We start from the raw sequence: 22,982 nt of genomic DNA on the forward strand, positions 1-22,982 counted from the left end.
TTTGATGGCTGCAAAGTAACGGCAATTTCCTTTACGGTGCAATCCTCATTTATTAGGATAAATTATTTTTTGCTTTAGATCCGGTCCGCTTCTATATAGCCGTTCATTACGGCATAGATGGTTAGTCCCGAGACCGACTTAATGCCTAGCTTCTCCGTAATGTTCTTCCGATGCGTGATAACTGTTGTCAGGCTGATGTTGAGCTTGTCGGCAATCTCTTTGTTGATAAGCCCCTTAGTTATTAGTACCAATACCTCAATCTCGCGGGTGGAAAGTATATCCTGATGAGGGTGGTAGGCAGGGATAGGGGCATGCCCTTTACCGGATAGCCATCATGATGAGCGTGTTGGTGAAGCTTCAGGATATTCTTTACCAACATTTCTTCCGGTTCGTGAATGTTTAATACACGCACGCCCGAGAGCTGAAACTGCGGGCTGTCATTGGCTAGTACAATTGTTTTCCGGATACGTGGTAGAAAGAAAGCGGTGTGCTCTAGGTAGCTTTGCGCGGAAATAAAGTAATGAGCATACATATCCGGCGTGTCGTCCATTAACTCGCTGAAACGATGAAAAGTCCGAATCGTTGCCATGGGGATAATCCCTTCCAGAATTCCTTTCAGCCCGATGGCAGTTAGTGTATTCGGCTCTAGTATAGCTATTTCAGGTTTATTATTCATTGTTTTGGGGAAGTAAGTTAAAATTCACTCCAATATCTTATAGGCTGTTTTTCGATGTTACTTATTGAGAGATACCGAGGAAGCCGGCAACCGCTTCCGCACAACGTTCGCCATCTACCCCGGCGGAGACAATACCGCCTGCGTATCCGGCACCTTCTCCACAAGGGAATAGGCCGTTGACTGTGGTATGTTGCAGCGTATCTTTATCGCGCACAATACGTAAAGGCGAGGATGTCCGGGTTTCTACTCCGATCATAACGGCCTCATTGGTGAGGAAGCCCCGGCTGCTACGCCCAAACTGTTGGAAACCCAGAGATAATCTTTGCGTGATAAATTCGGGCATCCAGAAGTGAAGCGGAGAGGAGATCAGCCCCGGACTATACGACGATTCGGGTAGGTCATAACTCAACTTCTTACGTGTAAAGTCCTGCATACGTTGAGCGGGAGCCGTTTGGCGTCTGCCGCCCTGCAACCAAGACTGACGTTCTAACTCTTCCTGAAAGTGTAGAACAGCTAGCAAATCTGTGCTCATGGTGGCTAACTGCGTGTTGCTCAGTGTCGGGTTGAGCGCGAGTAACTGTTCCCGTTGTTGTGCAGCCAACTCTTCGCTTTCTATTTTCAATTTCTCCTGTAAGAGGTCTTCGGGCTGTATTTCTACCACCATTCCCGAGTTGCTCCAGCGTGATCCGCGGTTGGAAGGAGACATCCCATTTACGACCACTTGTTCCGGTCCGCTTGCGGCAGGAACGATAAACCCACCGGGGCACATACAGAAACTGTACACTCCTCGTCCTTCGACTTGGGTCACAAAGCTGTATTCGGCAGCCGGAAGATGCTTACCCCGTCCGTCCCGGTTGTGGTATTGAATCTGGTCGATCAGCAACGAAGGGTGTTCCAAACGAACACCGACAGCAATCCCTTTGGCTTCCATCGCTACATCGTTTGCAGCCAACCAGCGATATACATCGCGGGCGGAGTGTCCGGTAGCGAGAATAACAGGCCCCAGAAAAGTATTACCGGTATTGGTTTCTACCCCTTTGATCTTGTTCGCTTCAATAATGAGTGCGTCCATTCTGGTCTGGAAGTGAACTTCACCGCCACACTCCAGAATGGTGTTGCGCATATTCTCGATTACCCGTGGTAATTTGTCTGTCCCGATATGCGGATGTGCATCTGCCAATATTGCGGTAGAAGCACCATGCTGGCAAAATACATTCAGTACTTTATCTACATTGCCTCTCTTCTTACTGCGGGTGTACAGTTTGCCATCCGAGTAGGCACCTGCACCTCCTTCGCCAAAACTATAATTTGATTCCGGGTCGACAAGATGCTCCCGGTTGATCTGAGCCAAATCTTTTTTCCGCTCGCGTACATCCTTGCCACGTTCGATAACGATTGGACGCAGCCCCAACTCGATGAGTCGTAGCGCAGCGAATAAGCCACCGGGGCCTGCACCGACTACAATAACCTGCGGTTTTCCTTCTACATTATGATAGGTCGTATGCTCGTATTCGTCTTCTTTAGCCATCTCATTGGTGTAAACCCGTACCTTCAGATTTACGAAAATCGTTCGTTGCCGTGCATCAATGCTTCGTTTCAAGATGCGGATAGCGGTCATGTCGCGCAGCTTGATACCTTTTTCATCCGCTAGGAATTCTTTCAACTGCTGTTCGTTGGCAGCTATTTCGGGGAGTACACGTACTTGATATTCGTTGGTCATATGTTGAGTGGAGATTTTGAAAAGTTATTTATTATATAGTTTTTGATTTGCAGCCTGCTGCATCAATTTCCCTTTTAGTTTTATCCAAATAATGCACGGAACGCTTCTTCTACTTTCCGTACCGGAACCAGTTCGATCTTTATCTTCTTTCGGTCGATTCCTTGCAGGTTGTATTTAGGTAGCAGGAAACGTTTGAAACCGAGTTTTTCCGCTTCTCCGATTCGTTGTTCGATTCGGTTGACGGGACGTATTTCGCCTGATAAACCGATTTCTCCTGCCATACAAACTTCCTGCTCGATGGCTGCATCCATGTTGGAAGATAGAATGGCGCTAATCACTGCCAGGTCGATGGCGGGATCGTTAACCTTCAGCCACCGGCAATATTCAGGAAGACATCTTTTTGTGCCAGCTTGAAGCCGACCCGTTTTTCGAGAACAGCCAACAGCATATTCATCCGGCGAATATCAAATCCCGTAGCCGAACGCTGCGGATTGCCGTATACAGCCGAACTAACCAAAGCTTGTGTCTCTATCAGGAAAGGACGTACCCCTTCGATTGCGGAAGCGATAGCTACACCGCTCATTCCCTCGTGATCTTGGTTCAGCAGAAGTTCCGACGGATTGCTAACCTGACGCAGCCCGTCTTGCCGCATTTCATAAATACCCAGTTCGGCTGTGCTACCGAAGCGATTCTTTATGCTGCGCAGGATGCGATACATATAGTGCTGATCACCTTCAAACTGGAGAACCGTGTCGACAATATGCTCCAAAACCTTCGGGCCGGCAATGCTACCTTCCTTATTTATATGACCGATCAGCAGTACCGGCGTATGGGTTTCTTTGGCAAACCGAAGAATAGCCGCGGAGCATTCCCGAACTTGCGCTACGCTTCCGGGAGAGGACTCAAGGCTTTCGGTAGAAATGGTTTGTATGGAATCGATAATAACTAAATCCGGATTGGTATTTTTGATGTGAACATAAATCTGTTCGAGTGACGTTTCGCAAACGATAAGACAATCATTGGAGATCTGTCCGAGACGGTCGGCACGCAGTTTCAACTGTCGCGCACTCTCTTCACCGGATATGTATAAGATCTTTCTTTCCGGCATTCGCAATACGGTTTGCAGCACCAAGGTCGATTTACCGATACCGGGTTCGCCGCCTATTAAAACCAGAGAGCCCGGTACTAAACCGCCTCCCAGCACGCGATTTAGTTCTTCATCGTGCATGTCGATTCTTTCTTCTTCGCCCGGTTCTATCTCACTGAGCGAAAGGGGCTTTGCTTTAGGCGTTTCAAGGCCTCCCATTGCCCGTCGGTTGCTTGGCTCTTTCCGTACAATCTCTTCTACATACGTATTCCACTCCCCACACGATGGGCATTTGCCTACCATTTGGGAGAATCCTGTCCACAGTTACTACACACATATACGGTTTTCTCTTTAGCCATCTTCTATCTTTTTCTTTTTGGAACTCAAACCCTACAAAAGTAGATATAAACTGGGCAATGTCAAAACAATAGCTCAAAAAACGGAAGCAATACATCCGAACTAAATAAAAAAACTCCTATTACGTGGTGAATAGGAGTCGTCTGTTCTTTTAGATGGTAATTTCGCCCGCAATGGATTGATTCATACGTTCGCGCACCTCATCGGGCGTATACCCATGTCCGAGTAAGAACATTAATTTGGTGACAGCCGATTCGGTTGTGCTGTCATAGCCGCAGACAACGCCTGCTTGTATCAGTTGATAGCCTGTCTCATACCGCTCCATCTCTACGGTACCAGCGTTGCATTGTGTGACGTTGACTATGACGATGCCTTGTTTGCTCGATTCACAAAGTCGGCGTATGAACCATTCCTTGCGAGGAGCGTTTCCCGATCCATAGGTTTCCAGTACAATTGCTTTTAATCCTTCAATCTTTAAGATAGCCGTAATCACATTCTCCTGAATGCCGGGGAAAAGCTTGAGTACAACCACATTGGTATCTAGCAAATAATGAGGTTTCAACTCGCTATCTTCCGTGTAAGAGTCAATCTGCAAGTTTTTGTATTTGATGTGAATCCCGGCTTCGGCCAGCACCGGATAATTAAACGAACGGAATGCGTTGAAATTCTCCGCATTCATCTTTGTTGTACGATTACCTCTCATCAGGTGATTCTCGAAGAAGATACAGACTTCCGGAACCAGCGGTTTGCCTTCACCATCATGTGCGGTGGCTATCTCAATGCTTGTCATTAGATTTTCTTTACCATCGGTCCGGAGTACACCGATCGGCAGTTGCGAGCCGGTGAGAATAACAGGTTTGGTCAATCCTTCCAACATAAAACTTAAAGCGGAAGCGGTGTAAGCCATTGTATCTGTCCCATGCAAAATAACAAACCCATTATAGAGATGGTAATTATCGTTTATGATTCGAACCAATTTCCGCCAAGCCTCCGGCTCCATGTCGGAAGAATCCATTGGAGGATCGAACTGATAAGTGACGATCGGGAAGTTAAATTTTTGCAATTCGGGAATATGTTTCTGTAATTGCTCAAAATTGAAATTCTCTAATGCTCCTGTTTCGGCATTTTCAATCATACCGATTGTTCCGCCGGTGTATATTAACAAAACGGAAGCGTTTGGGTTTGTTGTCATCTGGTTTTAAACTGTATTATTCGCAAATATAAGAATATGTTTTATAAAAATGTAGCAAAGTGTCATAAAAATAAGGGGGCTATAGGGGGTGCTGAGGATTGAAATGATTCTTTTTATTAGAAAATAATCGAAAAAAGTGATAGTTTGAATGTTTTTATTATTACTTTTGCGACACTTATCAAAACAAATGTAGAAAAAAGGTATATGATGAAGTACTATCCGCATACAGTCACATCCATGTGCACCACCACCCTTAGGGGTTGAGGATAGTATTTGTGTATCTACGTGATTCACGCCTATAAGACTAGGCAAAAACAATTTTTAATTTATTCGTAAACAATCAATCGTCCTGTATTTAAAAGTGATTACACAGGGCATTGTATTAAATAAGTATCTTCATGAAAGTAATGAAATTCGGCGGGACATCCGTAGGTTCCGTGGACAGCATTTTAAGCGTAAAGAGAATTGTTGAGTCGGCCAACGAGCCGGTTATTGTTATTGTTTCCGCTTTGGGAGGCATAACCGACAGATTGATTAACACATCGAAGATGGCAGCCACCGGTGACCCGGCTTACGAAGGAGAATTTCGTGAGATTGTTTTTCGCCATGTAGAGATGATTAAAGAAGTTGTTCCGGCTGGTGAAAGGCAAGTAGGGTTGTTGCGACGTATTGGTGAACTGCTAAATGAACTGAAAGATATTTTTCAGGGAGTTTATCTGATCAAAGATCTCTCTTCAAAAACAGCCGATACCATTGTAAGTTATGGTGAACGATTATCGTCGGTCTTGGTTGCCGAACTGATCGAAGGAGCCGAATGGTATGACTCACGTACCTTTATTAAAACTGAAAAGAAACATAATAAGGATACACTGGATGTAGACCTTACCAATAGTTTGGTGAAAGCGGCTTTTCAAAAGATACCGAAAGTGGCTTTAGTGCCGGGATTTATCTCTTCGGACAAGACAACCGGAAACGTGACCAACCTGGGACGTGGAGGTTCCGATTATACCGCTTCTATCATTGCAGCAGCGCTTGATGCCAATAGTCTGGAGATCTGGACTGATGTGGACGGCTTCATGACTGCCGATCCGCGGGTTATCTCTACCGCTTATACGATTGCTGAATTGAGTTATGTAGAAGCGACCGAGCTTTGTAACTTTGGCGCTAAAGTGGTTTATCCGCCAACCATCTATCCGGTCTATCATAAAAATATTCCTATATTAATAAAGAATACGTTTAATCCTGACGGTGTAGGCACTGTTATCAAGCAAAATGTAACCAGTCCGGAATGTAAAGCGATTAAGGGTATCTCGTCTATCAACGATACAAGCCTGATTACCGTACAGGGACTCGGTATGGTAGGGGTAATTGGTGTCAACTACCGCATATTCAAGGCGCTGGCTAAAAACGGAATCAGTGTATTCCTTGTGTCGCAAGCTTCTTCGGAGAACAGTACTTCGATTGGCGTGCGTAATGCCGATGCCGATCTTGCTTGTGAAGTCCTGAATGATGAATTTGTCAAAGAGATCGAAGTTGGAGAAATCTCGCCGATCTTGGCCGAGAGAGATCTGGCTACGGTAGCTATTGTAGGCGAAAATATGAAACATACACCGGGTATTGCCGGTAAGTTGTTCGGTACATTGGGCCGCAATGGTATTAACGTGATAGCTTGTGCACAGGGAGCTTCGGAAACCAACATCTCGTTTGTAGTCGATTCTAAGTCCTTGCGCAAATCGCTCAACGTAATTCATGACTCTTTCTTCCTCTCCGAATTCCAGGTACTGAACCTGTTTATTTGTGGAGTGGGTACGGTAGGAGGAAGCTTGGTTGAGCAGATTCGAAGCCAACAACAGAAACTTATGGTAGAAAATGGCTTGAAGCTGCATGTCGTAGGTATTATCGATGCTTCGAAAGCGATATTCAGCCGTCAGGGATTTGACTTGGCTAACTTCCGTGAGGAACTCAAAGATAAAGGAAAAGAAAGCTCGTTGGAAGCCATTCGCGAGGAAGTGGTCGGCATGAATATCTTCAACTCAGTATTTGTTGACTGTACTGCCAGCCCGGACATTGCTTTGCTCTATAAGGATTTCTTGCAACATAATATTTCGGTGGTAGCTGCCAATAAGATCGCGGCCTCTTCGGCTTACGAAAACTACCGGGAACTGAAAACAATTGCCCGCCAACGTGGTGTGAAGTTCTTGTTTGAAACTAATGTTGGAGCCGGACTCCCAATTATTAACACTATAAACGACCTGATTCACAGTGGAGACAAGATATTGAAGATTGAAGCTGTTCTTTCGGGTACGCTGAACTATATCTTCAATAAGATCAGTGCCGATATTCCTTTTAGCCGTACCATCAAGATGGCGCAGGAAGAACGGTACTCCGAACCCGATCCACGCATCGACCTGAGTGGTAAAGATGTGGTTCGTAAACTGGTGATTCTGGCTCGTGAGGCAGGTTACTGTATTGAGCAGGAAGATGTGGAGACCAATCTTTTTGTACCGACTGATTTCTTCGATGGCTCGTTGGATGACTTCTGGAAACGTGTACCGAGCCTGGACGCTGACTTTGAAGCACGCCGCCAAGTCTTAGAAACAGAACATAAGCATTGGCGTTTTGTTGCCAAGTTAGACAATGGCAAAGCATCCGTAGGCCTGCAGGAAGTAGGAGCCAATCATCGTTTTACGGCTTGGAAGGTAGTAATAATATCATCCTATTGACGACCGAGCGCTACAAAGAGTATCCGATGATGATTCAGGGATACGGTGCCGGAGCCGATGTAACAGCTGCCGGAGTATTTGCCGACATCATGAGTATTGCAAACGTTTAATTGTCTGTCTTATGAAACATATTATCATACTGGGTGACGGAATGGCCGACTGGCCTGTGAAGTCACTGGGAAACAAGACGCTTTTGCAATACGCAAAGACGCCTTATATGGATCTATTAGCCCGAATGGGACGTAACGGAAGATTGGCAACAGTGCCCGCCGGATTTCATCCGGGAAGCGAAGTAGCAATATGTCTGTGCTTGGGTACAACCTACCTAAAGTGTACGAAGGACGCGGCCCGTTGGAAGCTGCCAGCATTGGGATTGATTTACAACCCGGTGAAATGGCTATGCGTTGTAACCTGATTTGTGTGGAAGAAGAGATTCTAAAGAATCACTCTTCCGGTCATATATCTACGGAGGAAGCCGATGTATTGATCCAATTCCTGCAAGAAAAGCTGGGAAACGATCGCGTACGCTTTCATTCCGGAGTACAATACCGCCATTTATTGGTGATCAAAGGAGGAAATAAACAGATTGATTGCACGCCTCCGCACGATGTTCCGCTAAAACCTTTCGGTCCGTTGATGGTAAAAGCTCTGGTGCCGGAAGCACAGGAAACTGCCGATCTAATAAACGAACTGATTCTGAAATCGCAGGAATTGCTGAAAGATCATCCGCTCAACCTGAAGCGTATGGCCGAAGGAAAAGATACGGCTAACAGTATTTGGCCGTGGAGTCCGGGTTACCGTCCGCAGATGCCATTGTTGGCTGATACCTTTCCGCAAGTAAAAAGAGGAGCCGTTATTTCGGCTGTCGATCTCATTAACGGGATCGGTTACTATGCCGGCTTGCGCCGTATAGCAGTTGAAGGAGCTACCGGACTTTATAATACCAATTATGAGAATAAGGTTGCCGCTGCCTCGAAGCGTTGAAAACGGATGATTTCGTTTATCTGCATATTGAAGCTAGCGATGAGGCCGGACACGAAGGAGATATCGACTTGAAATTGCTAACGATCGAGAATCTCGACAAACGGGCGGTAGGCCCTATCTATGAAGCGGTAAAAGACTGGGAAGAACCGGTTGCCATAGCCGTACTTCCGGACCATCCTACCCCTTGCGAACTTCGTACGCATACCTCTGACCCTATTCCTTTCCTGATCTGGTATCCGGGCATTAAGCCTGATGAGGTGCAGACATACGACGAAGAGGCTGCCTCTAATGGCGACTGCGGCCTGCTGAAGGAAGACGAGTTTATTAATTTGTTTATGAATTGTGGTGCTACAGAGTAAGTGCAAGTTGTAGCGCAAGAAGAAATAACGATTATGAATTATTATAGTACAAACAAGCAAGCGCCGATGGCTTCGTTGCAAGAAGCTGTTGTGAAAGGGCTTGCTTCCGATAAAGGGCTTTTTATGCCTGTAACCATCAAACCACTTCCGCAGGAGTTCTACGACACGATCGATACGCTGTCTTTCCAAGAGATAGCCTACCGGGTGGCAGACGCTTTCTTTGGCGAAGACATTCCGGCCGATATCTTGAAAGAGATCGTATACGATACGCTCAACTTTGATGTTCCTTTGGTACAGGTGACGGAAAGTATCTATTCGTTGGAATTGTTTCACGGACCGACACTGGCTTTCAAAGACGTAGGCGGACGCTTCATGGCCCGCCTATTGGGTTACTTCATTAAGAAAGAAGGACAGAAAGATGTGAATGTACTGGTGGCTACCTCCGGAGATACGGGGAGTGCTGTTGCCAACGGATTCTTGGGCGTAGAAGGTATTCATGTATATGTGCTCTATCCGAAAGGAAAAGTCAGCGAAATACAAGAGAAGCAGTTTACGACACTGGGACAGAATATTACGGCTCTTGAGATAGACGGAACGTTCGACGATTGCCAGGCTTTGGTGAAGTCAGCGTTTATGGATAAAGAATTGAACGAACACCTTTCGTTGACTTCTGCCAACTCGATCAATGTAGCCCGTTTCTTGCCGCAGGCTTTCTACTATTTCTATGCGTATGCCCAGTTGAAACGTGCCGGAAAAGCAGACCAATTGGTTGTCTGTGTGCCTAGCGGAAACTTCGGTAACATTACTGCCGGATTGTTCGGCAAACGGATGGGCCTTCCCGTGAAACGCTTCATTGCAGCTAACAACCGCAATGACATATTCTTCCAGTATCTGCAAACGGGCCAATACAATCCTCGCCCGTCTATTGCTACGATTGCCAATGCCATGGACGTAGGCGATCCGAGTAACTTTGCTCGCGTGCTCGATCTGTATGGAGCTTCTCATGAAGCGATTACCGCCGATGTTTCGGGAACTACGTATACCGACGAGCAGATTCGGGATACTGTAAAGGAGACATGGGAGAAACATCAATACCTGCTCGATCCTCACGGTGCATGTGGTTATCGTGCGTTGGAAGAAGGTTTGCAAGCCGGCGAGATCGGTGTGTTCCTTGAAACCGCTCACCCGGCTAAGTTTCTGGAAACAGTGGAAGCCATCTTAGGTGAAAAGGTAGAGGTGCCTGTCAAACTACAAGAGTTTATGAAGGGAGAGAAGCAAAACCTGTCGATGACAAAAGAATTTGCGGATTTCAAGAACTACCTGCTTGCTCTCTAAACTGATTGCCTAACCTTGGAATTGGTTTAATCGAATAAGTTATTTGTGCCACTGCAGTGGCACAGCCGTGCCATCGCATTGTCACAGTTGTGCCAGTACGGTGGCACAACTGTTTCCACCCGTTGGCACGATCGCAACAAACCGATGCCCTAGTTATGTTCTCTATAAGAAAGCAAAGAACACAACCGGTATCTGAAGTGATCCCTTTGCATATCGCATAAATCTACCGGCATTGATTCGGAGAATTAATGCGTTCTTTAAAAAAAAGAGACTAGTCATATGAATAATTGTGAACTTAATACGTGAGGAAAATAAGGTATTCTCCTGTGCAATGAATGGTGAATTCATTGGCTGTTGCTTCATTCAGCGTCCCTTGCCACCAATTGTTGAAATCGCTCAGTGGGTAAAACAAGCCTTCGCCTCGTAGCCCTTTGGCGTTGAAGTTGAAGATCGATACTTGTTGCCCGACTTGTGAAGCGAATGTTTGCGTATGTTGTATCGGAATGAATACTCCGTAATCGGTAAACATACGTACCTCAATCCCACTTCTCATGTAGTCGATGAGCAAGCTGATGTTTCCCAGTGTATGATCTTCCCGTTTCCCGGTCGCTCCTACGATCGCAATATTCCGTACGCCTTTCTTTTGCAAGTAATGTACAGCTTTAGTCTGGTCGTTGGTCTCCTGATCGGGAATATGTTGAATGAGATCGGCATATTTCACACGGTTTTCCGGTGAAAGCGAATCACCGTCACCGATGATCACATCCGGTGTACGGCCGCGGGAGATGTATTCGTTGGCGGCTCCGTCGCAACAGACCACATAACGGGCTTCTTCCAATAATTGCAGAGGAAGTGGGAGAGACGGATATTCGCCTTTGGCAAGTATCACGGCTTCAGGGATATATGCTTTGTTTATCATTGGGCTTTCATCATTTGCTTCCATTTGAAGTAGCCAAAGATAGCGATAATGGAATAAAGTCCGTATAAACCGGACGTAAAATAAAGCTCTTTGTAGATATAGAGTCCGCAGCACACGATGTCGACAATGATCCAAGCGAACCATTGCTCTACGAACTTACGTGCCAACATCCACATCCCGATAATACTCAGTGCGGTGGTGAAACTGTCGAGCCAAGGGACGTTACTGTCGGTATAGCTGATTAAGATCCAGGCAATTCCTAGAAAAGCAATCAGGCAAACGGCCGTTACCGGCAGATAGAAACGAAGTGGCATATGGGTGATCGGAAGTTCATCCGGTGCATCGGCCTCCGCTTTCTTCTTCGCTTTGCTCCAACTTCCCTTCATCCATATCGCCCAACCGTAGGCAGCTGCTATCAGGTAGTAGATATTGATGCCGACATCCGCGTATAGGCCGGCATCATAGTACACAAAGATGTAGATAGCAGGCATCACGACGCCTGCTATCCATAAATAAATGCTCGCCCGGTATTCCAGCCACAAGTAAATGAGGCCGACAAAGGTACCGAAGATTTCGAGGTAATTCAACTCCATATAGTTCGATTAAAAGCGAATCGATAAATGTCCCAGTACATTGGTTCCGGCCTGTGCGGCATAACCGGCAGAGTCTACCCGATGGTTTACATCTTTGGCATACGAGCTGGAAGCCCATCCGTTGTTCTCATACTCCTCGTTGAAGAGGTTGTAGACAGTAAAGCCCAGTGTTACTTCTTTCACAACTTTCTTCGGTTTGAACGTATAGGCCAGGTTGAGGTTGCTTACAAAGTATTTATCCAATGTCAAAGCTTCCACCTCGGCATTGGTCATATACTGTTTGCCTACAAATTGCGTCTGAAGAGAAGCATCAAACCCATTGTACGTGAAAGCGAAACGGTTGTTCAGCAAGAAGTCCGGTGAGAAAGCGATACGGGTACTTTTATGAGTGACATCGACTACTTCTAGTAATTTCCAACCATCGTACACCGGAATGCTTTCTACGAAGTCCTGAATGCGGTTTTTGCTCCATGTCGCATTGATATCCCAACGGAACCATTTGCATGGTTTGATACCGAACATCAGCTCGACTCCCATGCGATAGCTGTCCGGTACGTTCTCCGTCAGCGCCTCACCGATGTCATTCAATGAACCGGTCAACACGAGTTGGTCGGTGTAATCCATATAATAGAAATTAGCTCCTGCTGTCAGCCATTCGTTCGCAAAGGCATATCCCAGTTCATAATCCAACAGCTTTTCCGCTTTCGGATAGGCACTTGGGTCGCCGTCGGTGTAGTTGTTGCGTGTCGGTTCTTTTTGGGCGACAGAGAAAGAAGCATAAGCCCGTTGGTGTGGTGTGATGCTCCAGTTAAGTCCTACTTTGGGATTGAAAAAATCGAATTTCTTATCTACAGCCAATGGGCGAAGTGCCAATTGGTTCCAGTCGTATTTATCGTTTACGCCGTCGATGGTGTAATTGATGTGGCGATACTGAAGATCGGCATAGGCGCTCAACTCGTTGGTCAGGTCGTAGCTGGCTTTCAAATAGATATTACCATCCGTTTTGCGGGAGTTATTGCGGTAGTACTCATGTCCCGGATCCAATGCTCCGATATAGTTTTTCAACCAGATCACCTTCCCGAAGTTATTGCCGCGGTATTGGTTGAGTCCGCCACCCAACGAAGCTGTCAGGCCTTTGCCGGTATAGTTGAGCGAGAATACTCCTCCACCAAACTTATTATCCATCTTCTTTTGGCGAACCAAATCACTTGCTGATACTTCTTTTCCATCGAGCATGAATGGTTTGAGTCCGTATTCGACCAGCGTTCGGCCATCTTTATATTCCTCGTAGTAACCGTCTCCCTTGGTATAGTGTAACGCCAGGTTGAGGTTCCATATCGGTGAAAATGCATGATTAAAGAGTAACTGGTAATTCTTTTGCAGGTAATTGTCAGTCTGATCGTCATAAAAATGTTGCTTACCGTCATCCCCTTTATATTTACCACACGAATTGTATCGTCTGCCATGTTCAGCCATCTCTTCTTTGCTGGCATAGTTCCAGGCGTGATACGTTTTCTCTTTTCCGGCAAAGGCGATCAGTTTGACCGACGTGTTTCCGGCAAAGTAGCCCCCTTGCAGATAGTAGGAGCTCAAGTCCACCGATGCTCGATCGATGTACCCGTCCGTGCCGATGTTGGACAGTCGGGCATCGAATGTCCAATGGTTATTGATCAGTCCCGTTCCTACTTTGACTGTTTCCTTATGGGTATTGAACGATCCGTAGGAACCATTGAACTCGGCGTAAGGTTTCATCGATGCGCTTTCGGTCTGCATATTGACACTGGCACCGAATGCTCCCGCTCCGTTGGTTGATGTACCGGCTCCCCGTTGCACTTGCATATCTTTTACGGAAGAAGAGAAGTCGGGCATATTGACCCAGAACAAATTGTGGCTTTCCGCATCGTTCATCGGTATGCCGTTTACGGTGATATTGATACGTGTAGCATCCGTTCCGCGCACCCGGAGGGTGGTGTAACCGATTCCGGCCCCGGCATCGGAGGTAGTCAGCGTGGAAGGTGTCATACTTAGCAGATAGGGTATATCTTGTCCGAAGTTAACCTTTTTAAGTTCCATCTGACTGATATTGGTGTAAGCGACCGGTGTCTTGGAAGTAGCACGTGTAGACACTACTTGTACCTCTTGTAAGTTGATAACTCGAAGGCTGTCGGACTCAGTATGTCTCTGTGCCTGTACAAACGTGAAGCCGATACCCGTCAGGGCAACAGCCATCATTACATTCTTTTTCATTTCGTTAATTTGTTAGTTCTCTACGCCGGCATTACCCGGTTCAGATTCCATGGGTATGTTCTCAGCCCGTCATATTAAGGCACCCCTACTCAGCGAATCGACTGCAAACTTAGTTTTTTTACAGCAAGAATGCAAGAAAATCTTTTGTAATTAGAGGAAACAGTGTAATTTTGCTACGCAAATAAAATATAGAAGTAACTCTTTTTATTGACTTTAATACATATAGGTATGTTACTATTATTACAAGCAACTCAGTTGGCGGATTCCATTCAAGCAGGCGCAAAGGATATAGTCGAACAGGCAATGGATAAAGCAGATGGTCTGGATAAGTTATCGTTTATAACCGAACAACTTGTTGATTTCGGTATACGTGCCGGAGAACGTATTTTAATTGCGACGATTGTTTTCGTTGTCGGGCGTTTCCTTATTGCGTTACTCAATAAGTTTATCGGGCGTTTGATGGATCGTCGGAAAGTTGATGTCAGCATTAAAAGTTTTGTCAGGAGCTTAGTCAATATACTGCTGACTGTTCTGCTGATTATTTCGGTGGTCGGAGCTTTGGGAGTTGAAACAACTTCGTTTGCGGCTTTACTTGCATCTGCCGGTGTAGCTATCGGTATGGCATTGTCGGGTAACTTGCAGAACTTCGCCGGTGGCTTGATCATTTTGTTGTTTAAACCTTATAAAGTAGGCGATTGGATCGATAGCCAGAGCGTAAGTGGAACGGTGAAAGAGATTCAAATCTTTCATACAATACTTATTACAGCAGACAATAAAATGATTTATGTACCTAATGGTGCGATAAGTAGTGGGGTTGTTGTAAACTATAGCAATCAGAATACCCGACGGGTCGAGTGGATTATCGGCATTGATTATGGCGAGGACTATAATAAGGTCGAACAAATTGTTCGAAAACTATTGGCGCAGGATAAGCGTTTGCTAGATGATCCGGTACCTTTTGTGGCTCTCCACGCTTTGGATGCCAGCAGTGTGAATGTGGTGATACGCGTCTGGGTGAAAAGAGAAGACTATTGGGATGTCTATTTCGATATAAACAAAGAAATTTACGAGACCTTTAATGCGGAAGGTATCAACTTCCCATTTCCGCAGCTTACATTGCATAAAGGAAGCTGATATTCTCGTATTTATTTTCATAAACAATCAGGGCTGTTGAAAAGACAGCCTGATTGTTTATAATACTCTTTATGATTATTCGAAGTCTTCTTGCTTAAGGCCGAAATAACCTGCCAGTTCCTCTTCTTCTTCGGCTACTCCTACCAACCGATTGATTTTACTTCGCGTATCCAAATCGGTGAAATACTTTTCTACGACCTGATAAAGATCGAAGTTGTTAGTTGAACCTGCGGCTAATTCAAGAGACTCTACTACTTTTTCTACTGCTTGATGTATCTTCTGTTTGTCGATCAGATGCAGTTCGTTGCTATGAATCAAATATTTTTCCATGTTTGCTATATTTTAAAAAGTTTTGGTTTCTAGATAACATTCCGATATTGCATAAAGTTCAGTGAGCAAATCACATCTAACATACATTAAGTTTAAGAATTAAAACGCATAATAAAGGTACTTCCTTTCCCCAGTTCGCTGTCTACTGTCAGGCTGCCGTTGTGCGCTTCCATAAAATCCCGGGAGATGGATAATCCCAAGCCACTTCCTTGTACCTTCGTACCCGGTACCCGGAAGTAATGATCGAAGATGCTCTTATGATAACGCGGGTCGATTCCTTTACCGAAATCTTGCACGTACATTTCTACCGTACCCGTATCTGTCTGACGTGCACCGATAATCACCCGTCCGTTTTCCGAGGAGTAACGAATGGCATTAGATAGCAGGTTGGTTAAGACCCAGGCAACCTTTTCACTGTCGACAAAGAGTTTGCCTATCTTGTCTTCCGGATATTCCACTTCAATCTGGATGTTGAATTTTTCAGCCTGCACACGATTCGCTTTGATGGCGTACTCGATCAACTCGATCGGTTTGGTTATCTTCGGTTTCAGTTGTAGCTTGCCCGATTCTACCTGAGTCATATTCAGTAACTCCCCGATGATGCTCAACAAACGTTCGCTATTCTCTTTGATGCTGTCCGCCAAATCTTCCTGTTCACCGTTGAGTGCGCCAATGCGTTTGTCCTCCAGCAATTGCAAACTCATTAGAATGGCAGATACCGGTGTCTTTAATTCGTGTGAAATGGTAGATATGAAAGAAGTCTTTGCTGAATCCAACTCTTTGAACTCTGTTATATTTCTCAGCATGATGACGTATCCTTGTTTCTCCAAGGTCACCCCATTCTTGCCGGGTTGTGTAATTCCCATGTATTTAACCTGAAAAAAACTTTCTTTGTTGTCGGCATAGATCTTCAACGGCTCTTTCTTTTCTCTGGCCTTTTCCTTGCTTTCGGTAGCAGTCTCTCCCGGATGGCTAACTAACTCTCGGATTAGTCGGCGAAGCAAGTCGTTGCGCAAGGCAATCTCTTCGGCTGATTTCTGAATGATTTCAGTACGTTTCAGGTTGAGAACACTCAATGCCTCATCGTTGATAAAGAGAATCTCCAGTTCGTTGTTCAGTCCGATGATTGGTTCGTTGAGGCTGTTGATTATGGTCTCCATATACTTTTTAGCAGCCTTCATGTCGGATAACGTACTGGCATGATAGTCGGCCAGACGTTTTGCCATACGATTGAAGTTCTTCGAAACTTCGATAAACTCCTGATTATTGCCCAGATCAAGTCGCTTTTCATAATTATGGTTGGCTATTTCTTGAATACCTCCCGTAATCTCCTTGATTGGGTTACTAATGGAGGCGGGCAGACGCACCCAGATTCCAACACCTGTGCAGATACATGCTACCCCTACGATGGAGATCCAAAGCAGCGCCCGTTGTAGTCCGAGATCGGCTGCCGGACTATTCGGCTCAGTAGCGGTCAATATTTGCAGGTTTACCACGGAGAGCATTACCAGCAATACAATCATTGCCACCAAAATACCAATGGCTAATGTTAGTTTCGTCTTTATATTCATACAGATATTGTTTTAAGTAAGTATAATTAAATCAGTGTCCGTCTCAGCTAGAAAGTGGAGGAACTTCTTATATTTGGGTATGTTTACCAAAACCATCGGGAAGCTAAAAGCCGGATGTCCCATACAGACCGTTGTGATTTGACGATCGCGACAAGTCTCAATTATTTCGTCTATGATGTTCGAGGAGGCTACTTGTATGACTTCGCCTCCAAGTTCGGTTACGAGGTTGAAGTGATTTAGCAAATGTCGCTGTGTAGCCAATCGGATTCTGTCACTGCTCTCGGCCGGCGTTTGCACATAGAGTACATAAAACTCCGTGTTGTAGCGGGAAGCAAGGCGGGCTACTTTGCGAATAATATGACGCGGTGTCTTTTCGTTGCTACTGATGCAACCCAAGAACTTCTCATGACGTACTTTCTTATCTCCCGGAATCACTTCGTTCTCCACCTTTTTCCCAATCTTGAAAGCGACCTCTTTCAAGGCCAGCTCGCGGAGTTGGAGGATGTTCTCAGTCTTGAAGAAGTTGTTCAGGGCCAGTTGTACTTTCTCCGGGCTGTATATTTTACCCGCTTTCAACCGGTTGACCAGTTCTTCGGCAGTCAGGTCGATATTTACTACCTCGTCGGCATCTTGCAATACTTTATCGGGGATGCGTTCTTTAATCTCAATACCGGCAATGCTTTTCACCTCTTCGTTCAGGCTTTCAATGTGCTGAATGTTGACTGCGGAAATCACATTGATACCGGCATCCAATAGTTCGACTACATCTTGCCAACGTTTTTCATTGCGGCTACCTTCTATATTCGTATGGGCTAATTCGTCTACAATTACCAGCTCCGGATGTAATTGGATAATTGACTCCAAGTCCATCTCCTCCAATTCTTTCCCTTTGTAGAAGACTTTTTTACGAGGTATGACAGGCAATCCTTCCAATAAAGCTTCCGTTCCGGCCCGTCCGTGGGTTTCGATGTAGCCAATTTGTACATCGACACCGTTGTCCAGCATCTCGTGTGCTTCTTGCAGCATACGATAACTCTTCCCTACACCGGCTATCATACCGATGTAAATCTTGAATCTTCCACGCCTCGAGCGTTTGATCAAGTCTAAAAAGTATTGTACGTTTTCCTCTCTTTTCTTCATGACACTTGTTTGCTATACGATATAAGGATCAAGATTAAATTTACGGCTCGACTATTTGGCTGATTTATCCAATACGATATTCAGTTTGAGTACATTGACTTTCTTGGGGCCGAAAAGTCCCAATAGAGGAGCTTCAACAGCTTGGTCGACCAATGCCTTGACTGTTTCTTCGGACAGGTGGCGTGCTTGCGCTACTCGTTTCACCTGTACGTAGGCAGAGGCAGGGGTTATATCCGGGTCCAGACCGGAACCACTAGCGGTAACCATCTCGGCAGGAACTTCCGCACGATTGAGATAGGGATGATGAATTAAGAAGGTGTCGATGCGAGCTTCGACTTCCTTCAGGTAAGCTTCGTTTGTCGGTCCTTTATTGCTTCCTGCGGAGCGCGTAGCATCGTATCCGTCACCGGCATAGGAGGGGCGTCCCCAGAAATATATATCTTGCGTGAATTGCTGGCCGATATGGGTAGAACCTACGACTTTCCCGTCAACAGTTAGCACTTCGGCATCCCCGGAATTTGGTCCGGCTACCTGTGCAAATATCCACAATACCAATACATAGCATATGGCAAAGAATGCGCAGAATACAAGAGTTAGTCTGAATGATTTGATTAAATTCTTCATTGTTACTTCATTTATTAAAAGAAAAGTCCTACCAATAAATCGATCAATTTAATACCGACGAACGGAGCCAGAATTCCGCCTACTCCGTAGAGCAAGAGATTGCGTCGTAACAGAGCGGATGCACCGATCGGTTTGTACTGCACCCCTTTCAAAGCTAGCGGGATAAGTAAGGGGATGATTATCGCATTAAAGATAGCTGCCGATAAAATAGCGCTTTCAGGGCTATGCAGCCCCATAACATTCAGTGCCGCGAGTTGCGGGATAGAGACCATGAACAGAGCCGGGACGATGGCAAAGTATTTAGCCACGTCGTTGGCTATGGAAAAAGTAGTCAGTGTACCGCGGGTCATTAGCAACTGTTTGCCGATTTCGACAATCTCAATCAGCTTGGTCGGGTCATTGTCCAGATCGACCATGTTACCGGCTTCTTTGGCCGCTTGTGTGCCGCTATTCATGGCTACGCCCACATTGGCTTGTGCGAGTGCCGGGGTGTCATTGGTTCCATCTCCCATCATGGCAACCAGCTTACCGGCTGCTTGCTCTTTCTTGATATATTCCATTTTATCTTCGGGCTTGGCTTCGGCAATGAAATCGTCGACTCCGGCCTTCTCTGCAATGTGTTTGGCTGTCAACGGATTGTCCCCGGTTACCATCACTGTCTTGACACCCATTTTACGCAAACGTTGGAAACGTTCCTGAATACCCGACTTGATAATGTCCTGCAACTCGATAACTCCGGCTACTTTCTTGTTGATGCATACCACCAACGGTGTACCGCCATTGCTAGTTATATTGTGTATCACCTCTTCCGTTTCTGTTGGGAAAGCGTTTCCGGCAGCAACGGTAATGGTTCGTATGGCATCGAATGCGCCCTTTCGGATTTCCGTTCCGTCTTTGAGGTTGATGCCGGAACTTTTGGTCTCGGCGGTAAACTTAATCATACGGGCTCCTTCGATATTCAGGTTGCGCATGCGGAAACCGAGTTCCCGTCCCAACTCAATAATCGACTTACCTTCAGGCGTCTCGTCGGATGCCGAGGATAACAGACACGCTTCAACAAAAGCCTGTTCGTCCAATCCCGCAACCGGATAGAACTTAGTCGCCTTGCGGTTGCCGATGGTGATCGTACCTGTCTTATCAAGCAACAACGTATCCACGTCGCCGGCTGTTTCTACTGCTTTCCCTGACTTGGTGATAACATTGGCACGCAACGCACGATCCATACCGGCAATACCGATGGCGGATAGCAACCCTCCGATTGTTGTCGGGATCAGACAGACAAACAACGAGAGGAAAGAAGCAATCGTGATAACCGTACCGGTATAATCGGCTAACGGTTTTAAGGTAATACATACAATGATAAAGACCAGCGTAAAGGTTGCCAGCAGAATCGTTAACGCAATCTCATTCGGCGTTTTCTGGCGCGAAGCACCTTCCACCAAGGCAATCATCTTGTCGAGGAAACTTTCTCCCGGGCGTGTGGTTACCATCACTTTGATGTGGTCGGATAATACTTTGGTACCACCGGTGACCGAGCTTTTATCGCCTCCCGCTTCACGGATTACCGGAGCCGATTCGCCGGTAATGGCGCTTTCGTCAATCGAAGCCAATCCTTCGATAATCTCTCCGTCAGCCGGAATCGTATCACCGGCCTCGCAAACAAATACATCGCCTTTTTTCAATTGCGAACTGCTTATTTGCTCAATCTGGTCGTTTACTACGAGTTTGGCAGGGGTCTCTTCGCGAGTCTTTCGCAGACTGTCTGCTTGTGCCTTACCACGTGCCTCCGCAATGGCTTCGGCGAAGTTGGCGAAGAGGAGCGTAATGAATAGGATGACAAACACGCATGTGTTATAAGCGAATGATCCCTGTGTGTCATCAAATAGCGAGTAGATCATCACTACGGACATGATGGCTGTACAAACCTCTACGGTAAACATGATCGGATTCTTGATCATCATTCGCGGATTTAGTTTCACGAATGATTGTTTCAAACTATATAGTACCTGCTCTTTCTGAAGTAAGGCAGTTGATTTGCTATCTTTCATAATTCTATAAACTTAAATGTTCGGCAATCGTACTTAAGGCATGTGCTGGGAAAAAAGACAACGCTGCAACGATGAAGATTATAACAAATGTCATCACTCCGAAGGTAGCTGTGTCTGTGCTTAATGTTCCCGCACTTACCGGGATGAAGGTCTTTTTGGCAAGAATACCCGCGATAGCTACCTGTCCGATAATTGGGATAAAGCGTCCCAAAAGAAGTACCAATCCGGTAGAATAGTTCCAAAACCAGGTGTTGTCACCCAATCCTTCAAAGCCGGAACCGTTGTTGGCAGCGGAAGAGGTGAATTCGTATAGCATTTGGCTCAGTCCGTGATAACTCGGGTTGTTGAGCCATCCGCCTTCACTTGCCACCAATTGGGGAGCGTGTGTAAACAGATAAGCGGCCAGTGCCGTTCCCGATAGGATGATAAATGGGTGGAGTAGAGCAAGAATGGAGGCGATCTTCATTTCACGAGCTTCTACTTTCTTTCCTAAAAACTCAGGAGTACGCCCCACCATTAATCCACTGATGAAGACAGTAATAATAAGGAAAGTGAAATAGTTCATCCAACCAACGCCGACACCTCCAAACCAGGCATTGATCTGCATATTCAGCATCTCTACCATTCCGGAAAGCGGCATCATGGAGTCGTGCATACCATTGACCGATCCATTGGATGTTGCCGTAGTGGAACCAGCCCAAAAGGCAGTAGCCGCTGCACCGAGGCGTACTTCTTTACCCTCCATAGATCCGTTTGTTTGAGCAATACCCAAAGCGTCGATGCGTGGATTGCCTTGAGTCTCTTGTCCGATAATGACGCAGGTGCCTATCAGGTAGGCGGTCAGCATCACGCCGAATATGGTATATCCTAGTTTTTTGCGGTTGATATAGAAGCCGAAGGCCAAACACATAGCCATGGGTAGTAATAAGATGGAGCAGCCTTCTATCATATTGGTCAGGTACGTCGGGTTCTCCAACGGATGGGCGGAGTTGGCGCCAAAGTAGCCGCCACCGTTTGAACCGAGTTGCTTGATAGCGATGATGGCTGCTGCCGGTCCTTGCGAAATATGTTGGGTTGTTCCTTCGAGCGTGGTAACATCCATTTTACCATTAAATCCCATCGGAACGCCTTGAAGGATTAAGAACAGACCGGCAATGAGCGAAAGTGGAAGTAGAATGCGGGTGCAGCTTAATACGAGGAAGTTCCAGAAGTTGCCGATTGTTTGGGACGTCTTGGCAGCCAGTGCTTTCATTATACCTGCCATAGCGGACATACCTGTAGCTGCTGCGATAAACTGGAATAGCATTATAACAAACAACTGCGTGAAGTAAGTCAGGCCGCTCTCTCCGCTATAATGTTGCAGGTCACTATTCACCATGAAACTGATGCTTGTGTTGAATGCCTGATGAATGCTTTGCCCGATGTTTCCATCCGGATTGAGCGGAAGGCTACCTTGAGCTAGGAGAAGTACTATACCCCAGAAGAACCAGAAAAAATTGACAGTGAGCAAGGCTTTGAGAAATTGTTTCCAATTCATTTCCTCGTTCGGATTGATGCCGCTCAGTTTGAACATCAACCGTTCCAATGGTTTCATGAAGTCTAACCACGTCTTTTCTCCTTTATAAACCTTAGCTATGTATTTTCCCGTCGGATAACTGAGTAGCAACACCAAGACGAGTTGCGCTATAACACCTAGATATTCTGTATGCATAACTTTTCTTCTTTAAAATTTATCCGGCTTGATTAATACATAGATCAGATAGCCAAACATAATAATACCTATTAAAAATAATATTGTGTACCACATATTCTCTCCTTTCTTTAAATATTCTCAAACCAATCAATGCAAATATAAAACAACTTTATAAATGCTATAATACTGAGTAGGCAAACTGCAAATTCAACTGAAAAGACCTCCATAATTCGATCACGTTTTAATTTAT

14 protein-coding genes, 4 pseudogenes and 1 riboswitch are annotated in these 22,982 nt (G+C 45.7%); of the genes and pseudogenes, 4 read left to right on the forward strand and 14 right to left on the reverse strand.

Annotated elements, in window-relative coordinates; translation table 11 throughout:
- Positions 1–74: 74 nt before the first annotated feature.
- The 4 genes and pseudogenes from JCM10512_RS15050 to JCM10512_RS15065 form a co-directional block, all read right to left on the reverse strand.
- Positions 75–676 (reverse strand): annotated as a pseudogene (locus JCM10512_RS15050) (helix-turn-helix transcriptional regulator).
- Between the two features lie 61 nt (positions 677–737).
- On the reverse strand, positions 738–2,396 hold the full coding sequence (locus tag JCM10512_RS15055; RefSeq protein WP_044164415.1) for an NAD(P)/FAD-dependent oxidoreductase: 1,659 nt from the start codon (positions 2,394–2,396) through the stop codon (positions 738–740).
- 80 nt (positions 2,397–2,476) lie between these two features.
- Positions 2,477–3,842: pseudogene (radA, locus tag JCM10512_RS15060) on the reverse strand (DNA repair protein RadA).
- A gap of 149 nt (positions 3,843–3,991) precedes the next feature.
- The gene (locus JCM10512_RS15065) at positions 3,992–5,032 is read right to left on the reverse strand and encodes an asparaginase (protein ID WP_044164418.1); all 1,041 of its coding nucleotides are present in this window, start codon (positions 5,030–5,032) and stop codon (positions 3,992–3,994) included.
- A 398-nt stretch (positions 5,033–5,430) separates the two neighbouring features.
- On the opposite strand from JCM10512_RS15065, the pseudogene thrA reads away from it, so the two are divergent.
- The 3 genes and pseudogenes from thrA (at position 5,431) to thrC (ending at position 10,433) form a co-directional block, all read left to right on the forward strand.
- Positions 5,431–7,865 (forward strand): annotated as a pseudogene (thrA, locus tag JCM10512_RS15070) (bifunctional aspartate kinase/homoserine dehydrogenase I).
- 11 nt (positions 7,866–7,876) lie between these two features.
- Positions 7,877–9,098: pseudogene (locus JCM10512_RS15075) on the forward strand (cofactor-independent phosphoglycerate mutase).
- A gap of 33 nt (positions 9,099–9,131) precedes the next feature.
- Entirely contained in the window at positions 9,132–10,433 is a 1,302-nt protein-coding gene (gene thrC, locus JCM10512_RS15080; RefSeq protein WP_044164420.1) for a threonine synthase, read from the forward strand.
- A 295-nt stretch (positions 10,434–10,728) separates the two neighbouring features.
- Here the strand turns inward: thrC and JCM10512_RS15085 are convergent, their stop codons facing one another.
- Genes JCM10512_RS15085 through JCM10512_RS15095 form a run of 3 tightly spaced genes read right to left on the reverse strand, consistent with a single transcriptional unit; the run spans position 10,729 to position 14,192 of the window.
- Positions 10,729–11,352 carry a thiamine diphosphokinase gene (locus JCM10512_RS15085; protein ID WP_044164421.1) on the reverse strand — a complete coding sequence of 208 codons (624 nt, stop codon included), beginning with the start codon at positions 11,350–11,352 and terminating at the stop codon, positions 10,729–10,731.
- Positions 11,349–11,945 carry a nicotinamide riboside transporter PnuC gene (gene pnuC, locus JCM10512_RS15090; protein ID WP_044164423.1) on the reverse strand — a complete coding sequence of 199 codons (597 nt, stop codon included), beginning with the start codon at positions 11,943–11,945 and terminating at the stop codon, positions 11,349–11,351. Before pnuC ends, JCM10512_RS15085 begins: the two co-directional genes overlap by 4 nt.
- 9 nt (positions 11,946–11,954) lie before the next feature.
- On the reverse strand, positions 11,955–14,192 hold the full coding sequence (locus tag JCM10512_RS15095; RefSeq protein WP_044164424.1) for a TonB-dependent receptor: 2,238 nt from the start codon (positions 14,190–14,192) through the stop codon (positions 11,955–11,957).
- Positions 14,193–14,289, reverse strand: a riboswitch (TPP riboswitch).
- 131 nt (positions 14,290–14,420) lie between these two features.
- On the opposite strand from JCM10512_RS15095, the gene JCM10512_RS15100 reads away from it, so the two are divergent.
- Entirely contained in the window at positions 14,421–15,326 is a 906-nt protein-coding gene (locus JCM10512_RS15100) for a mechanosensitive ion channel family protein (protein WP_044164426.1), read from the forward strand.
- A 75-nt stretch (positions 15,327–15,401) separates the two neighbouring features.
- Here JCM10512_RS15100 and JCM10512_RS15105 read toward each other — a convergent pair whose 3' ends face one another.
- The 7 genes from JCM10512_RS15105 to kdpF form a co-directional block, all read right to left on the reverse strand.
- Positions 15,402–15,656: a hypothetical protein gene (locus tag JCM10512_RS15105; RefSeq protein ID WP_044164428.1), complete on the reverse strand. Its 255-nt coding sequence runs from the start codon at positions 15,654–15,656 to the stop codon at positions 15,402–15,404.
- 92 nt (positions 15,657–15,748) lie between these two features.
- The gene (locus JCM10512_RS15110; protein ID WP_044164429.1) at positions 15,749–17,227 is read right to left on the reverse strand and encodes an ATP-binding protein; all 1,479 of its coding nucleotides are present in this window, start codon (positions 17,225–17,227) and stop codon (positions 15,749–15,751) included.
- Between the two features lie 12 nt (positions 17,228–17,239).
- The gene (locus JCM10512_RS15115; RefSeq protein ID WP_044164431.1) at positions 17,240–18,367 is read right to left on the reverse strand and encodes a sensor protein KdpD; all 1,128 of its coding nucleotides are present in this window, start codon (positions 18,365–18,367) and stop codon (positions 17,240–17,242) included.
- A gap of 51 nt (positions 18,368–18,418) precedes the next feature.
- Positions 18,419–18,991: a K(+)-transporting ATPase subunit C gene (locus JCM10512_RS15120; protein WP_044164433.1), complete on the reverse strand. Its 573-nt coding sequence runs from the start codon at positions 18,989–18,991 to the stop codon at positions 18,419–18,421.
- Between the two features lie 14 nt (positions 18,992–19,005).
- A complete protein-coding gene (gene kdpB / locus JCM10512_RS15125) occupies positions 19,006–21,039 on the reverse strand; it encodes a potassium-transporting ATPase subunit KdpB (RefSeq protein ID WP_044164435.1) in 2,034 nt (677 codons plus the stop codon).
- 4 nt (positions 21,040–21,043) lie between these two features.
- Positions 21,044–22,750 carry a potassium-transporting ATPase subunit KdpA gene (kdpA, locus tag JCM10512_RS15130; RefSeq protein WP_044164437.1) on the reverse strand — a complete coding sequence of 569 codons (1,707 nt, stop codon included), beginning with the start codon at positions 22,748–22,750 and terminating at the stop codon, positions 21,044–21,046.
- A 12-nt stretch (positions 22,751–22,762) separates the two neighbouring features.
- A complete protein-coding gene (kdpF, locus tag JCM10512_RS24915; protein ID WP_081741356.1) occupies positions 22,763–22,846 on the reverse strand; it encodes a K(+)-transporting ATPase subunit F in 84 nt (27 codons plus the stop codon).
- Positions 22,847–22,982 lie beyond the last annotated feature (136 nt).

The organism is Bacteroides reticulotermitis JCM 10512, assembly GCF_000517545.1.
Lineage (GTDB): Bacteria > Bacteroidota > Bacteroidia > Bacteroidales > Bacteroidaceae > Bacteroides > Bacteroides reticulotermitis.

Excerpts from the sequence above, each read along its gene's own strand:
- kdpF (WP_081741356.1), bottom strand. The coding sequence starts at position 22,846 with ATGTGGTACACAATATTATTTTTAATAGGTATTATTATGTTTGGCTAT.
- JCM10512_RS15110 (WP_044164429.1), bottom strand. The coding sequence starts at position 17,227 with ATGAATATAAAGACGAAACTAACATTAGCCATTGGTATTTTGGTGGCA.
- JCM10512_RS15055 (WP_044164415.1), bottom strand. The coding sequence starts at position 2,396 with ATGACCAACGAATATCAAGTACGTGTACTCCCCGAAATAGCTGCCAAC.
- JCM10512_RS15115 (WP_044164431.1), bottom strand. The coding sequence starts at position 18,367 with ATGAAGAAAAGAGAGGAAAACGTACAATACTTTTTAGACTTGATCAAA.
- JCM10512_RS15120 (WP_044164433.1), bottom strand. The coding sequence starts at position 18,991 with ATGAAGAATTTAATCAAATCATTCAGACTAACTCTTGTATTCTGCGCA.
- JCM10512_RS15095 (WP_044164424.1), bottom strand. The coding sequence starts at position 14,192 with ATGAAAAAGAATGTAATGATGGCTGTTGCCCTGACGGGTATCGGCTTC.
- pnuC (WP_044164423.1), bottom strand. The coding sequence starts at position 11,945 with ATGGAGTTGAATTACCTCGAAATCTTCGGTACCTTTGTCGGCCTCATT.
- JCM10512_RS15100 (WP_044164426.1), top strand. The coding sequence starts at position 14,421 with ATGTTACTATTATTACAAGCAACTCAGTTGGCGGATTCCATTCAAGCA.
- kdpA (WP_044164437.1), bottom strand. The coding sequence starts at position 22,750 with ATGCATACAGAATATCTAGGTGTTATAGCGCAACTCGTCTTGGTGTTG.
- JCM10512_RS15065 (WP_044164418.1), bottom strand. The coding sequence starts at position 5,032 with ATGACAACAAACCCAAACGCTTCCGTTTTGTTAATATACACCGGCGGA.
- thrC (WP_044164420.1), top strand. The coding sequence starts at position 9,132 with ATGAATTATTATAGTACAAACAAGCAAGCGCCGATGGCTTCGTTGCAA.
- kdpB (WP_044164435.1), bottom strand. The coding sequence starts at position 21,039 with ATGAAAGATAGCAAATCAACTGCCTTACTTCAGAAAGAGCAGGTACTA.
- JCM10512_RS15085 (WP_044164421.1), bottom strand. The coding sequence starts at position 11,352 with ATGATAAACAAAGCATATATCCCTGAAGCCGTGATACTTGCCAAAGGC.
- JCM10512_RS15105 (WP_044164428.1), bottom strand. The coding sequence starts at position 15,656 with ATGGAAAAATATTTGATTCATAGCAACGAACTGCATCTGATCGACAAA.